20 protein-coding genes are annotated in these 14,693 nt (G+C 45.6%); 2 read left to right on the forward strand and 18 right to left on the reverse strand.

Features of this window, described 5'->3' with window-relative positions; translation table 11 throughout:
• Positions 1-4: 4 nt before the first annotated feature.
• The 5 genes from DW896_RS14505 to DW896_RS14525 all read right to left on the reverse strand — a co-directional run bounded on the left by DW896_RS14505 (position 5) and on the right by DW896_RS14525 (position 2,212).
• Positions 5-424 (reverse strand): hypothetical protein, encoded by a 420-nt coding sequence (locus DW896_RS14505; RefSeq protein WP_119993412.1) that lies wholly within the window; start codon positions 422-424, stop codon positions 5-7.
• A gap of 111 nt (positions 425-535) precedes the next feature.
• Complete coding sequence (locus DW896_RS14510) at positions 536-808, reverse strand: 5-formyltetrahydrofolate cyclo-ligase (RefSeq protein ID WP_117599745.1); 273 nt, start codon at positions 806-808, stop codon at positions 536-538.
• Positions 798-1,010 (reverse strand): hypothetical protein, encoded by a 213-nt coding sequence (locus DW896_RS14515; protein WP_119993414.1) that lies wholly within the window; start codon positions 1,008-1,010, stop codon positions 798-800. The genes DW896_RS14510 and DW896_RS14515 overlap by 11 nt, the downstream gene beginning before the upstream one ends.
• Positions 1,007-1,282, reverse strand: coding sequence for a hypothetical protein (locus DW896_RS14520; RefSeq protein ID WP_119993416.1), 276 nt, complete (start codon positions 1,280-1,282; stop codon positions 1,007-1,009). The genes DW896_RS14515 and DW896_RS14520 overlap by 4 nt, the downstream gene beginning before the upstream one ends.
• Before the next feature lie 366 nt (positions 1,283-1,648).
• Entirely contained in the window at positions 1,649-2,212 is a 564-nt protein-coding gene (locus tag DW896_RS14525; protein WP_118358100.1) for a DUF4468 domain-containing protein, read from the reverse strand.
• A gap of 178 nt (positions 2,213-2,390) precedes the next feature.
• Between DW896_RS14525 and DW896_RS14530 the strand changes: the two genes are divergently transcribed.
• A complete protein-coding gene (locus DW896_RS14530) occupies positions 2,391-2,588 on the forward strand; it encodes a hypothetical protein (RefSeq protein ID WP_117599675.1) in 198 nt (65 codons plus the stop codon).
• Positions 2,589-2,632: 44 nt separating this feature from the next.
• Positions 2,633-3,049 (forward strand): DUF5053 domain-containing protein, encoded by a 417-nt coding sequence (locus tag DW896_RS14535; RefSeq protein ID WP_044467566.1) that lies wholly within the window; start codon positions 2,633-2,635, stop codon positions 3,047-3,049.
• 124 nt (positions 3,050-3,173) lie between these two features.
• Here the strand turns inward: DW896_RS14535 and DW896_RS14540 are convergent, their stop codons facing one another.
• From DW896_RS14540 to DW896_RS14600, 13 genes are all read right to left on the reverse strand, one after another.
• Positions 3,174-3,407, reverse strand: coding sequence for a hypothetical protein (locus tag DW896_RS14540; RefSeq protein WP_044467563.1), 234 nt, complete (start codon positions 3,405-3,407; stop codon positions 3,174-3,176).
• A 1-nt stretch (position 3,408) separates the two neighbouring features.
• Positions 3,409-4,344 (reverse strand): amidoligase family protein, encoded by a 936-nt coding sequence (locus tag DW896_RS14545; RefSeq protein ID WP_117652831.1) that lies wholly within the window; start codon positions 4,342-4,344, stop codon positions 3,409-3,411.
• A gap of 260 nt (positions 4,345-4,604) precedes the next feature.
• Positions 4,605-5,165 (reverse strand): hypothetical protein, encoded by a 561-nt coding sequence (locus DW896_RS14550; protein WP_119993418.1) that lies wholly within the window; start codon positions 5,163-5,165, stop codon positions 4,605-4,607.
• Positions 5,162-6,130 (reverse strand): hypothetical protein, encoded by a 969-nt coding sequence (locus DW896_RS14555; protein WP_119993420.1) that lies wholly within the window; start codon positions 6,128-6,130, stop codon positions 5,162-5,164. The genes DW896_RS14550 and DW896_RS14555 overlap by 4 nt, the downstream gene beginning before the upstream one ends.
• The gene (locus DW896_RS14560) at positions 6,124-6,981 is read right to left on the reverse strand and encodes a hypothetical protein (RefSeq protein ID WP_119993422.1); all 858 of its coding nucleotides are present in this window, start codon (positions 6,979-6,981) and stop codon (positions 6,124-6,126) included. Before DW896_RS14560 ends, DW896_RS14555 begins: the two co-directional genes overlap by 7 nt.
• Positions 6,978-8,450, reverse strand: coding sequence for a hypothetical protein (locus DW896_RS14565; RefSeq protein WP_119993424.1), 1,473 nt, complete (start codon positions 8,448-8,450; stop codon positions 6,978-6,980). The genes DW896_RS14560 and DW896_RS14565 overlap by 4 nt, the downstream gene beginning before the upstream one ends.
• Positions 8,447-8,758 carry a hypothetical protein gene (locus DW896_RS14570; protein ID WP_117599681.1) on the reverse strand — a complete coding sequence of 104 codons (312 nt, stop codon included), beginning with the start codon at positions 8,756-8,758 and terminating at the stop codon, positions 8,447-8,449. Before DW896_RS14570 ends, DW896_RS14565 begins: the two co-directional genes overlap by 4 nt.
• Positions 8,759-9,009: 251 nt before the next feature.
• Positions 9,010-10,764, reverse strand: a complete 1,755-nt coding sequence (locus DW896_RS14575; RefSeq protein ID WP_119993485.1) for a hypothetical protein — start codon at positions 10,762-10,764, stop codon at positions 9,010-9,012.
• A gap of 1 nt (position 10,765) precedes the next feature.
• Positions 10,766-11,407: a hypothetical protein gene (locus DW896_RS14580; RefSeq protein ID WP_119993427.1), complete on the reverse strand. Its 642-nt coding sequence runs from the start codon at positions 11,405-11,407 to the stop codon at positions 10,766-10,768.
• Positions 11,404-11,754, reverse strand: coding sequence for a hypothetical protein (locus tag DW896_RS14585; protein WP_119993429.1), 351 nt, complete (start codon positions 11,752-11,754; stop codon positions 11,404-11,406). Before DW896_RS14585 ends, DW896_RS14580 begins: the two co-directional genes overlap by 4 nt.
• 1 nt (position 11,755) lies before the next feature.
• Entirely contained in the window at positions 11,756-12,967 is a 1,212-nt protein-coding gene (locus DW896_RS14590; RefSeq protein WP_119993431.1) for a DNA cytosine methyltransferase, read from the reverse strand.
• Positions 12,964-14,295, reverse strand: coding sequence for a site-specific DNA-methyltransferase (locus DW896_RS14595; protein WP_119993433.1), 1,332 nt, complete (start codon positions 14,293-14,295; stop codon positions 12,964-12,966). The genes DW896_RS14590 and DW896_RS14595 overlap by 4 nt, the downstream gene beginning before the upstream one ends.
• Position 14,296: 1 nt before the next feature.
• Positions 14,297-14,671, reverse strand: a complete 375-nt coding sequence (locus tag DW896_RS14600) for a hypothetical protein (protein WP_044467552.1) — start codon at positions 14,669-14,671, stop codon at positions 14,297-14,299.
• Positions 14,672-14,693: the final 22 nt, after the last annotated feature.

Here is a 14,693-nt window from a genome sequence, read left to right on the forward strand (position 1 = left end):
AATGTTACCAGTTTGAGTTTTCATATTGAAGGGCCTGCTCCAGTTCCTTGCGAATATTGGTACGAACTTCTTCCGTGAAACCGTACTTTATTTCCGGGAATGTCTCATGATACAGCACTCCCCAGACCACCCGGTTATAAAGAGCAAGATTACGGCGAATGTGACGGGAAATACGGTCACTGGCTCCACGACGATAATAGATGTCAAGGAAGCGGAGATATGGGAATATACGCAGATAATAGGCTTGTTTCGTATCTGATTCCTGGGCAATGAACGGACGTTTCTGAAGATGTGCCACCAGGTCACCAGACCGTGAGTTGAGATATGTACGCACAACTTTTTCTTGTGTCTCATAAATAAGGTTGATGCCTTGAGACATTATATCATGGACAAAACGTTCTCTGACAAGCTGGTCTGTAATCATATTCACTGTTATTTCCAGCGAAGATAGAATAGGGGAGGGGGTACGGAAAGGACATAAAACGAAGGGGCAACTATTCATCACGAACAATTACCCCCTATATGACAGTAGTATTTAGTTTCTCGCTTGGAGCATCCACCGGAAGTCCAGTCCTGATGAACCAGGACGGTTCTGGTATTTATAACCGGCATCAAGCATGGCTTGATGAACCTGCTCCTTACTAATATGCGCTCCAGGATCAATGCGACGAATGGCGTCGTAGACTTCATCCGTAGTGAACCAATGGGTGGCATGGCGTGCATCCGGGGCAGGTTTGAACGATGCGGACAAGGATGCTATATGGATACTGATATCGGTAATTTTCTGTTCTTGCTCTTTATTTTTCATTTTGTCCTCCTTTCTCATTAACATCAAGCGCATGCTGCAGGCAGGAAATGATTTCACGGGCATCCTCCGCAGAGATGTCACACATCACAAAGTTGCCATAATAAGCAAGGCAATATTTATACTCACTTGTTTCAGTTCCTGTACAAAGACGTTCGGCTTGAACATAAATATCTTTTTGTGCTATAGACTTGATACGGTTCATTTGGCACCTCCTTTCTGGCACTTCTTTGCCTTATAAACGCACAATGCAGTGACCACAACCAATGGTGGGAACACCATCCCGGCACATGCCCATACGATGGCGCGGAAGTACCAGTGGTCTGCTTCGGTCTTGACTTCGCAGTTGGGAGCCAAAGCACGGTAGTAACGGCGCTGGAGGTTATTGACTTGCTCGGTAAGAGCGTTAACGGATTCGCCCACGGTAGGGATGCCGGAGGCAGGCACGTTGAGAGTGCCGGGAATTTGATTTTTCATATACGAATCGTTTTGTTTGGCATTAATGGCAAGTTCTCGAATACACGAACGGCTGTCATTTTCCCGTTAAAGTCGCCAAACAAAACGATTCGTATTCCCGAAGGGTCCGAAAATGGAAAAGACAGCCGTAAGTTTCGTATATGAATTTGCTAAATACTTAATGTTTAAGCAAATCGATGGACATAAAAAAAGCCCAATTTCGTATTGAGCGTCTACCGGACGCAACGGGATAGATGATACTATCGTTTTATTTGGCACTGCAAATATGGGATTTTTTTTTGAAACAAAAAAGAAAGCTGACGAAATATTGCAATATTTCGTCAGCTCTTAAATATATAAATACTTGTATTACCCTATATAAGTAACTTACCAATTATCATCTTCGCTTTGAATAGTGGCTCCTTCTTTTATAACCTTTTCAACATTAACAAAAATATCAGAACTGATTTTAGCCGCTTGTTCTTTCAGCATTAACCATACTTTATTGTGATACTTCTTTTGCATACCTTTATCAGTATATTCATCTGCCTTAGTAAGAACTCCTAATTGTGCTTTTTTCTGATTTCCTGGTTTGTTATGATGAAAAAAATGAGAAACTTCTACTCTTACCCGTCCATCACGTGCTTGCAACTTTAAATTATAGTCTAACCATCCTTCATACGCAGAAAGCATCATACTGGGAGAATCGAATACAGATGTAGCTTTCCCTATAAGAATTCCTGCGTCTTTATCATCCATTTGAATAACATTTTGGGAATTAGCATAATAAATAGCCATAAAACTACGTAGTGCAGCGTATAGGCTATTTTTGTCTGCATTATTTTCGGATTGAATCACTTTGAAAAATTTTAGTTCTTCGTAATTGTTCTCTTGTGCATGAGTGAATAAGGTCAAGCTCATCAGCACAAATAATAAAAGTGCCTTTTTCATACAGTATGAATATTAAGTTATAAGTGCAAATATACCCCATTTCTGCACATGTTAAAATTTTCATGTGCAGAAAATGCATTTTTGTTCAATAAAGAAGAAATACATAAAATTTTCTTTATGGAATTTGTGCATAAAGAAATATTTATGTATATTTGCATTGTCATTAAAACAAAGAGATATGGAAAAAGAAACAAAAATGCAACTGGTTGCAAAGCTTACCCAGTTAAAATTGTTATCTAAAATGTATGAACACACTTTCAAGAATGCAGGAAACCAAATGAGTAGGCAGAAGATGGATGAACTCTTGGATGCAAAACTGGAAACAGACAAACAGATAGCACTTTTAGAAAAGGTTTTGAAAGAATTGGAAAAATGAAGTTAAACAAGCTCCCCATAAGGGGAGCACAAAACAATAAGCTTATGGCACTTAAAGATGATTTGAAGAAATTGCATGAAATCGCTCACTCCGGCACACCGGATGCTATGGAGAAATATGTTGCTCTCTCTGATGAAATAACCAGTAAATACACAGATCAAAAAGATGTTGATGCAATAGCCGATTTCCTAATCAATGGCTACAAGGAGGTTTCATCAGAAGCTGAAGAATTGAACAACTATATCACATTGAAGCAACAAATAGCTCCCTATACGGAAATCATTCCATTGGGATACATTGCCAAGAAGTATTTCGGTAAAAGTACCGCATGGCTTAGCCAACGTATCAATGGCAGCAAAGTTAGGGGTAAAGTTTATACGCTCAGCAAAAAGGATTTGGAGACATTCAACTTCGCTCTCCAGGATATAAGCAAACAATTAGGTTCACTCTCCATATCTTGAGAGACGTTTTATGACAACTTATCCCCGTAGTATGAACCGCTACGGGGATTTTTCGTTCTACCGACCACATCAATATAAAGAAGGCTTTCACACAAGTTGGAAGCCTTCTTTTGTTTGGAGGGGATTATTCTACTTTCATATACCCGTTGGAAAGCAAATCCTCCAAAAAATGCTCCGGGGTATCAGCTCGGACTACATGCCCCGTCTGGTCATGGAAACGGTCGGCGAAATGGTACATATATTCCTGGTCGGTACATTCACTGTCGAAACGGCTGCTTTCACGGAGTTTGGTTACAAAGTCTGCAGGGCAGGAGGCGGCAATTATACCGCCATCCTGCAAAGTGTAAGTTGTCATCATATTATGCTAATTTTTTGGTTCTCAATTTGAAAAATACTTTTTGGTCGGCTGTCAGAAAGGGGATATTTGAAAGCGGGCATCCCGAATTCACCATGCCGTATTTTGCAAAGGTAATCATGTTGGCGGCAAACCGTATCCAATTTTCCATCTTTGTGAAATTGGTGGTACCCGAATGCTGGCGAAATTCAACTGTGCGGTGGCGTGCGTAAGCCTCAAGGTTCAATTTGTGGTAGCGGTCGTTTCCAAAGGCTGAACGTAGCTGCATGATGTTCTCTGCCTCCGTTATACTGCGTTCTGAAATTCCGGTAAGGCATTTGCAATATCTGTTGTTCCGGCGGGTACCCGGCATAAAGGAGTCGATTACCGGTTCGAGGCGGCGGTAAGTTATTGCAAGGTTGCGCCAGGTTTCAATGGTAAAGTCTGCAGCGTCCATGTGTATATGAAGGCCGCAGCTGTCGTTCACCTTCACATTGCAATAATCGAGCACCCAGCATACCTTCTGAAGTTCCTGCAATCCGGCTTCCCCTTCAAGTATCGGGCTTACCAGCTCGAAAGTATCGTTCCCTCTAAGACTTCTGTCTGTAACCAGCTTCCAATGGTCGCGGGTGTTATGGTTGTAACCTTCCACTGCAACTGCAATTCCGGCCTCACGAAGTTCACGGGCAAGAACTCCCTTTTCGCAGTTATATGCCTCTATCTCGATGCCGAAACGTCTGTTGAAAGTATAGTCCAATTCGGGGCAGGCTGCGATGGCCGGTTGCTGGCCGAATCTTCCGGCTTCCAGCATTTTCTTATATACGTTCTGCACGAAACCGTAATTTCCGTTTGTTACCAAATCGGCTACCTGGCGGCGGGTCAGACCTAAAAGAAGGAGCTGCTGTATCTTTGCCGTCTTTGTTATGCTCTGGTTAAGAATGTTTGTAACTTGTTCGTTCATAATGTTTTATCCTTTATTTTTCGTACAGCTAAGGTAACACTATTAACGCGCATAACGTAGTAATATCTTGTTTATTATCAGCGTATTAGCTTTGTTTAGCTTGAGTAAAAGAATGATTATTTCTCGTGGTAGGGATGACGGAAAAGAGTAATCATGAGTAGCTCCTGGTCGCGAACTTCGACAGCCCACGACCAGGATGGAAATAAACAACATGAACAAAAAGTTTCTGAATTATTTAATGATTGGCACAACAGTATCAGCTACTCATTAAGGGAAGGTTTAGCATTGAACAAATCGGTCGCGGCAGAACTGAACATGAGTGTCCAACCTATGGATTTGAATTCGGATGAGACAAAAGGGATAATGTCATGATTCTCCGATATCTTATCAAGCCATGGCAAATCCTCAGACCGTGAATCAAAAATAAGCCTTTTTCTGAGTTCCGCAAGGAGAGACAATGTTATTTCAGAAGCAATGGCCGTCTCAACCATGTCTGCGGAATCCGAAACTTTCATGGCTATGGTGGCGGCAAGTTTCTGGCTGTCAAGAATGGAGTTGTGTGTGTCACGGCTTGATGTGAATTCTCCGAAATCCACGAACAGATAGTTGCCGGTAATATTATCGACGCGCTTCTTTACGTAATCGTATGACTGCCCGAAAACAAGATTCTCAAGTTCGGGCATTATCGGTTCCGGGAGTTTCTTGACATACCCAAGCAGTTCCGCATATTGGATAAAGTCACTTGAGCCGTTGGCGAACATGGAGACAACCCCTTCCTTTTTGGGAAAACAGGCAAAATATCTGAGCAAATCAAGTATCATAGGATCTCATTTATTATGTGAATTGGAAGTCTGGTTTCTCTCGCAATATCCGCTTTATCCATTTTGGCCGCATGCAGGCTGCGCACCGTATCAATAATTTTTTTCCGGAGGATGGTCAAATACTGGATGACATTCATGTGTTCGATGGTTTCAATATCCCCAAACCCGTCTGAACTCAAGTTGTACAGAGACTCAAGTGCACCCGTGGAAATGGCAGAAACTTTGGTCTCCTCAAGTTCTGTAAGCAACTTGAACTCAGTTTTGGTAAACAGATAATTGATGAAGGCCTGAAAATTGAAGGCTATGGGAATAAGCTCATCCATCGGCAGCCCAGTGAACTTCTGTGCCAACTTATGCGCTCCGGCAGATGAATACCGGTCCGGATAGTAAAGGATAGCGGCCAATAACGGAAGCTGCTCTTTCGGACATCCAAGGAGACCACGTGCCTCAATGAACTGGAGTGCCGTAAGCGAGCAAGTAAGACGGTTGAACATGGTTTCTATATTATAGGCAAAAAAAGTTTCATCCTCAAGATGTATCGCCGGAACTAGTTGTTTGCAGAAACATGAGTCGACTGCATATTTGTAGTCCAGTCTGTCCAGATACCTGGATATGGTTATTCCATGCAACCGGTGTGGTGGTATCTTCTTACAGAGTCTGTATGTTTCAGAATCCAATTCCTGGAGTGCTGCATCATTATCCGGATAGACAATCGTGAACGGAAATGTCACCTGCTCTGCAAGCCAGGCCACATTTGCCCATCCATCCGTATTCCTTATTTTTTGAAGATTCCATCCCATAATCCGGCAAACATAATTCGCACGGACCATGCCGACGGATATTTTTCCATCCGCAAACTTTTGTATATCACGCATGAGTGCTTGGAAGTGATAAGGAGTTAATCCATCCCAGGAATTGGGGATGCTGTATTGCATTCCTTTTGCTATAAAATCTATTGTCAACATGGCATCAGCATTATTATGTCGTCCGGACGGTTAAAGGATGTGTTCGTATCTACAGAGCCGGAACTGTCCGTTGACAAAAGCAGATCTATATTGGCCAGTTCCCGCTTCACCTCTTCAAGCAGAGAAGCGGACAACTCAAGCATGCGGGCCTGCTCATCCTTCCCAGACCTGCTTGCCTTAGACTCGTCAAACAGACTTCTTATTGTCGGTGGAAACTCTATAATGTCAAATCTCCGCAGGGCAATGGCTATGGTCTGCTTGGCGAGGCATCGTTTGAGCGGGCGCAATACCTCCTCCTTTTTCTCTGCCCGTTCAAAATAGGCCGATATCCCGTCATCCAGCGCTTCGCTCTGGATCGGTATGGTCCGGAAAAAGAACAGATAGGACATGTCTATCGTATACAGCATGTCGAACTCCTCCGTACTCTTTATTTTAAGAACATCAAGCATCTTTTTGTATCTCGTATCTTTCCAGGAGGGCACGGTCTGACTGTTGTCAAGCAACTGAATGACAGTATCCATGGCATTATAATAATTCTCGATATACGACCTGCGCATGCTTTCCTGCTCATGCTTGTATATATCGACATCATCCTTACGCTTGGATACAACATCAAAAATGAGCTGTTTGGCCATGGTAAGATTGGCCATAGCAAGACGCAGGGCCTCCTTCAGTTCGCCCTCGTCTGCCGTCAGATCGGTGTAGACATCTTTGGTAAGGATGATAACCATCTGCTTTTTCGCAGAAATGGCAGACGAATTGAGCTGGTCGAAAGTGACATTGCTCTCTGCATAGGGAGCATACTTCCGAAATTCCGAAATGGTGGTAAACAGTTCTTCCAATATTCTCATGACTGTTGCTGATTTAGTCTGTTTTGAGGTGAAACATCTTCCTGGCGTGCCGGGACTTCGCGATAGAATCCAAGACGGTACCCCTGGCTGTACAAATGGGGAAAGTTAATCTGTATGGCCATATTGAACGGTTCGGAGCATATTTCGTCTTCCGAGGTCAGTGACATAATGTATATCAGATAGTTGTAATACGCATCGGCTCCTGATTTGGATATGACCCCGTCCTTGCTGACACTGGATATGGAGGAGTCAAGTCCCACGCTTGACAGCAGCACCTCATCGGCGCGTTTGTCATAGGATATCAAGGCATCGATATATTCCTTGTATTTCAAATCAACCGTCTCTATCTTCCAGCGTTCCTCTTCGCCCTGGCTGTTCTTGAAGCTGATTGTCGCATACGCCTTACCCTGGTTGTCTGCACCGGACAGATAGCGGGAGATCTTGCGCAGTTCAGACTGCAGATACTTTATCAGGGTGGATTCCTTGAATTCCGAACCAATCACGATGCCATTGTACATCAGTTCTTCCTCATTGTTTTTCTTGCGCCGTTTATTCTCGTCGCAGAGTTTGGTTATCTGGATCCTCTTGGACTCAAGCCAGGCATTGGGGATGACAATGTGTATCTTGGCGGCAAGCGAATTACGTAAAAAGGAGTTGATATAATCAGCCGTATCGTTGGAACCCTTGATGTAGGAGCGGGTACCGGCATGGGTTTCGTTCACACCGTAGAACTCATCCACGGATTTTTCCCGGTGATGGGAAATGGCCGCGAATCTGTAATTGGCAAGCTCCGAAAAGGAAAACTTCGGATAGATGCGGAAAGTGGATGTGCCATACCCCCAACGCCCTACGGCAATGTAGCGGAAATCCCGGTAGTAGACAACATCTGTCGCCACATCCTTCTTGGTGGTGGCCAGCCGGCAATGTCTGTTCTCCATGGATTCAAGGCCGGCAACGGGCATCGTCCCTCTTGCTTTTCCCTTTGTGAAGCGCCACTTTACGAAACAGTCCCTGAAATAGTAGTAGTTCTTGATGATTGATTTGGCCACTTCCTTATAACCCGATTCAAGACCGCGCTGTTCCCAACTGTTGAGCCAGTCCATGATTTCCGGACAGTCAACCCACTGTTTCTGAAGTTTCCCGTCCACGATTGCCGGCTTGTACACGGCAAGCCCATGGCCATACAGCATGCTGACCTGCTTGGTAATCAGTCTTGGCAGAAGCCGGTTCTTCTTTATGTCGGACGCGACTTCCTCGCATTTCATGTTGTTGAAGCCACGGCTGCACACCTGGAATCCTTGGATGCTCTGCCACTGCGTATCCGGAAGACTTCCTCTACTCAGGGGGAACATCGGGTCCGGTTCCAGGACTGAAGTCATTGGCCTGTCTCCAATCTGGAAGGATATTACATTGTCATCGTCAAGATAGCAACCGAAGTTGCCTACCATTTTGAGATTGCTTTTACTCATAACCAATCTATTTTATGAAGTTTGAAACCATCTTGAGGAAAGCCCATGTACCTGATGAGAATACGGTAGCACATCTTGGGTTCCCCGTCTGCGTCTGTAAACAGAAAGAAGTTGTCACTGTCTATACTGAATCTTTCTTCAGGCAGTTGAGTACGCCATCTGCATCCTTCTTTAACTGTCAATGTGGCTGATGCCTCCCCCTTATGCCTGGAACACGGGAAGAAGGCAATGGTAAAGCAGCCGTTAGGCAGTTTTGATATCTCTTTGGCCCATTGCATCGCTTGAATACCGGTCATTGTCATTTCCATGCCCGAAAGTAGCAGGATTCTGCTGTGGGAAAAAGGACGAGAAGCGCCCTCCGTCATATTTCCGAGGAATGCCGGAGGATGCCTTGCAATCCCAAAACTCAGCGGTGCGTGCTGAACAGCGCCTCACGAAGAAAACGCTTTCCTTTTTTAAAAACATAAAAGTCTGGTTTCTAAATGAAAGGCGTTTGTTTTAATGTCAAACGATACCATTATTGTATCTTTACTGACTATTTTATAGTGAAAAACAGCCGTTATATAGCCAGATTATCAGGTAAATTGTCCGGCATGGACGATAATTCACTCAACACTTTGTTTCCATAACGCCCGAAAAGAAGATAAATCAGGGCACTGGGAAGCTGCGTTGTCAGTCCGGCCTGGTTCTTGAGAGGCACTTTCTTTTCCGACGATTTGTCCAGCTCGATGCGGCCTTCCGTTTTTTTTAACGGTGACAGCATAATGGCACTGCAAAGGTTCTTGCATTCGTTCTCGTCTATCAAAATTTCTGGCAAGGCATTGCTCCGGCCTCCAAACATAAGAAGCAACAACTTGAACTGTTGCCAATGATATACGGTGGCCTGCCCTTCGTTCATCAGTTCCACCTCAAAGCCATAACTTTCCAGCTCACGTTTCAGGGCACGGCTGTCGGTGGTTATCTGTTCCAGTTCCTCACGGCGTTTGTTCCCGGCACGGTCAGGGTAGAGAATGATACGCTTATTCAGGGAATCAGCACCGAAAAACTCATAGAACTGACGGGCGAGTTCGGGCTGTTCATCCGGGTAACAGCAATAGAGTTCCTTTATAATACGGAGCTGACGGCCGTATTCCTTTTCCTGCCCGACAACAAGGCTGGAAAAGTGGCCGGGGTCATATCCTACCAGTAGCTCGTCACGCTTGTTGTAGTGCTTCAAATAGCGGGCTGTGAGTAGAAAATGTTCCCGCAGGTCAAGTCGTAGAATGGATTCATAGATATAGCTGTCTGCATACTGATGTTTCTCCTTGTTGTAGTTAGCGAAGAACTTGTTGATAACCTCCTTATGGCGGATAGCGCAGATGGAAGTGAGGAATTCGTCCATATCCAAGGTCTCAAGCTGCGTCTTGAAGAACTTCGGACCAAGAATATCCTTGTTGCAGAAGGAACTGGCACGGACGTACAACGTGGCGTTACGGCGCATGTCTGCCAGACGGGGCTGCCATAAGGATATGATGCGGTCCTGTCTGATGATTTCAAGACGGATACGTTCAAGGGTAACGGGATTTGTCGTTTCCCGTTGGGAATTTATGAGATTGTATTTCTGATAGATAGCTGCATTTACATGAAGCGCAACTGTAGAAATTTCCTCCATAAGTTTCGTATCCATATTCTTCTCATATTCCTCGAACCAGTCATCTTCGCCGAGATCCACACGCGCGGTATCGGATACGCCCGTGATACCTTGGTAATAAGGTGACCGGCGTATTTCGGCACTGGCACCACGGAGGGAAGGGAACAAGCGGGTTTTCAATTTCTCCCCTTTGTTGTGTTTCATCTCTTCAATGATGGCGTGAACGGCAGAGCGTCCGGCAACGGACTCCGGCTGATCCGAACTTACCAACTGGATGTGATGGCCATCCCGGAAAACGACACTGTGTTTGGGGTAGGATATGGGATATCGGGGCTTGCGGAAATGAGAAGGGAGCTTATTTTCGCCCACCACATAGTCAATACCATATTCCAGCATGGAGCGCACCTTCCCACCTACGGTGACTTCCCTGGAGAAATAAGCCTGAAGGTTGGGCCATACGTTCGTCATCAAGGCAACGTAGGTCTTATGTACCAGGAACGACAGTTCGCCTGGCATGTCATTGGCCACACGGATGATACGTGGCCCGGTGATACCTTCCGTCTTACCACCGGCACGCGCCACCTCGGCAAAAATGTTGTTGGCATCGATGACATTGACCAGTATCTGCATCTGGTTCATGTAGTATTCCTCAAATCGGGAAGTGGTTTCAATATCTGTTTTCATCTCACTCTTCATTAAGTTCTTCGTATTCAGCTTCCTCAATATCCGCATCGCGCAGCAGGCGCTTCTTTTCGGCTTTCTCGATGGGAAGGTTCTCTATCAGGTTCAGATAGAACCCTTTATTGTGCTTGGAGGCAATCTCCTTCAGGGAGGCCTTGCTGTATCCCAGGTCTTCCGGAGTAAGTTCGGGAGATATCAGGAAAACGATTCCCAGATTACGGTCAGCTTCGGCAATCTCGGCGGCACGGCGACGGCACTCCAGAGCAGCGGCATAGCACTTGCCCTGGGTCTTGTAGTCACCGGCAGCCGCACATAGTTTGGCAAGATCCTCGTACTTGTCGGCATAGTTGGACTCCCACACCTTGATGGACACATTGTTGTCGATATTGAAGTAATTGATGGCTGCATAAATGCGTGCCTTACATGTACGTTCATCCACATTTATCTGCTGCTGGGCATTGATGCGCTGGCGCAGCTGCTTGGCGGCACGGGTGATGTTACGTTCGTATTCGTAAATCTCCGCAGCCCATTGCAGCTGCTTGAGGAATAACTGCACATCGGCAGGAATGCTATCACACTTCCCGGTGGTGAGGAATGCGGTTATCAAGTCCGGATGTATCTTATCAAGGGTGTCGAGTCTGGTCATATTCCAAAAAGTTGGTTTCTTAAGTCTTTGACTGTCCGTTCCTGCTTACGTGTTTCCAAGGTCTCAATGGCCGACACATCACCGGTTTCGGCTTTCTTGGCAAGTTCGGCATCGATATTGTATTCTCCCAGGGCACAACCGTTACGGTAGGCGTCGTAATATACGTCACCGGGTATCGACAGACGGACTATAAGTGCCATTTTTTCTTTCCCACGCAGGCCGAGAAGCGTACATATACGGTGTGGAGTGTACCCCAAGGCACCGAAAGTACGCACTTGGGATACATATTCGTCACCTATCAAGGTGGCCTTATCGACATTTGAAGTTGGACTGATTTCATTTTTCATGTTATTGTTCTATTTCGTTGATGGTCTTATATATCTGATATATCACTTGCGGCACCATGGCATTTCCATAGGCTTTTATAGCTTCTGTCCTCCATCTGGAATAAGAGTTTTGACGGATGGACCGGGAGCCTTTAAAAATGGCATCAGTATCCAATAAATCGGAAATCCCATCATCTCCTCGACAAATAGGGGGTTGAGTTGGGAAGTCTTCCCAATACCGTAATCCGCATGTATTTCCCCACGCAGACTCGTTCTCTGGAGAGAGGGATTTTTCCTTGTCGAGCCTCCCTTCCAATCCGACGCAGTCGGTGTGCTCATCAGATGGAAAATCCTTCCAAGTCCCACACTTCCGTTCGAACCGTTCTGATTCACTTTCCGAAACATCCCGTTCTTCGTAATGATAAAGCGGTCGTTCTGTCCTATTACTGCACCAATTGAACTGTCTGCCGCTTGAGGAGTAGGAAGAAGTCCCCCATAAACAAGCTGGCTTAGCAGACTGTTGTATGTCGTTCCGTTCTTGTACCCCTTTTTGAGTGTACTTTCCTTCATTTTTTCCGGTGCTTCGCAACGTTGGACAGTCGTGGGAGTCTGCAACAAATTCGTACGGAGGTATTCTGCCATCCATATCCGATTTTCCTTTGCTCCTTTTTTTTCGTAATCTGAAGCTGTTGTTACAAGCGATGAACCAGACTCTGTCTCTTCTATGGGGCGCACCGACGGCACAAGCCGGTATAACAATCGGTTGGACAGTATATCCTTCGGCTTCAAGATCCTTGCAGATGGTTTCGATGACAAACTCTTGTTTATCCTCATGCTCCGTAGTCGGCATACTTTCCATGTCAGCCTTCTTACTGGGTTGTACCATTGATAAGATGCCAGCAACATTCTCACCAACAACCCAAGGCGGTCTGATTTCCCGTATGGCACGTTTAAATTCCGGCCAGAGGTAGCGGTTATCTTCTGTTCCCTTTCTCTTTCCGGCCACACTGAACGGTTGGCATGGAAATCCTCCTGTGAGGACATCAATTTTCCCTTGCCATTCTCTAAAATCTGTTTTTGTGATATCCTCATAACTTTTTGAATTAGTGAACCAATAATTAAGTACTTGTCTGCAAAATGGGTTGATTTCGCAATGGAATACATTTTCCCAACCCAACCAATAAGCGGCCAATTCCGGCGCACCTATTCCGCTGAAAAGTGATGCATGTCTCATTGGATTACCTTGTTTGGGCCAGTCATAATCTTTGCTGTCTGTTCCACATCATGTGATTTCCCGTTCCGAATCAACCGGATGGGCTGTTCAGGGAACATGGCGCGGTACCTGTGAATGGTGGCTGTAACATATTTCGAGTCTATCTCCATAGCATGACAGATACGGTCTATCTGCTGGCATGCCATGAGTGTAGAACCGGATCCGGAGAAGATGTCGAGGACTATCTGACCGGGAGTGCTGGAATTGGATATAGGATATGCCATAAGGGCTATGGGCTTCATTGTCGGATGTATGGCATTGCGCTGCGGCTTGTCGAAATTCCAGACGGTAGTCTGCTTACGGTTGGAATTCCATTGATGTCCGGCACCCGGTTTCCAGCCATAGAGACAAGGTTCATGCTGCCATTGATAATCCTGGCGTCCCATCACCATAGTATTCTTTACCCAGATGCAGCATTGTGCAATCTTGAATCCCGCTTTCCTGAGAGAAGCCCGGAAATTCTCGCCTTCACTGTCCGCATGGAATATATAGTAGGATCCTCCCGGCTTGAGTACGGCAAACATGACAGAGAACACCTGCCTGAGAAAGGTGGCGAACAAGTCGTTTTCCATGGAATCGTTCTGGATGGTGAGTTCCTCCTCTGTACCGCCTTCATAGTTCACGTTGTACGGTGGGTCTGTGACGCACAAGTCCGCATGCTGTCCGTCCATCAGCGCCGTGATGTCCGATTTGGAACGGCAATCACCACACATCAGACGATGGTTACCGAGCAACCATATATCGCCGGGTCTGGCAATTACAGTATCTTCAGATGCAGGAACATTAAAATCAATGGCATCTTCCTGCACATTTTCCGACTCATGTTCTTGGGCAAAAAGGGGGGAAACCTGCCCGAAATCAGTGGTCTTGACCTCATAACCCAGGTTGAAGCGCTGCAGGGTGTCAGAATCTATATTATATTTTTTGAACAGCAGGGTATCCGGATTCCTGGTGGCAAACTCGGAATTATAGGCTGCTATTTCCTCTACCGCTTCCTTTTTGTCTGCCGCAAAAATGGGTTCATAAGGTATTTCCGGTATTGTAAACCCGGACTTGCGCAATGCAAGCAGTGCCTTCCGTCTCTGATGGGCATCGATAATCCAGAGCTTTCCGTCCGGATCCTGCCAGGCTTTGAACGCATACTTGAAACCACGGGTGATGATAAGCATCTGCAGTTTCGATAATTTGTCAGGATCAGACTTCTTGAAGTCTTCCTGAAGCTCCAAGAACGAATCCAGCGGGGCAGTAGGCAAACCACCCAAATTAAATACTTCTATCAGCTTTTCCATTTTACTTCGAATTGAATTTTTGCAATATTGCTTTGAACAGTGATTCCCGTTCACGGTGACGTCGGAGATTCTCCTTGTCTTGGGTGCGCTTGTTTTGCCTGTCAGCGCGTTTCAGGTAACACTCGTATCTGCGGATATTGTCCGTCACATTCTTATGCAGGCGCAGGAACTCCTGCGGGTCCGTCTGCAGCAGCTTCTCCAGTTGTGCTCTCTCTGACTGGTGGGCTATGAGCGGATGAATGTAGAGGAACTTCCCAGTGTCGTTGAACGATTGCAGCTCATCGAATGCCTGAAGATTACGGATACGCAGTTCCACCATGTCCATGATGTCACGCTTCTGCGGTTTTCTTTCCAGACTTTCGTCGAGCTGCTTCATCTGTTTCCAAGTGACCACACGG

It is taken from the genome of Bacteroides sp. AM41-16, assembly GCF_003603495.1.
Classification (GTDB): Bacteria; Bacteroidota; Bacteroidia; order Bacteroidales; family Bacteroidaceae; genus Bacteroides; species Bacteroides uniformis.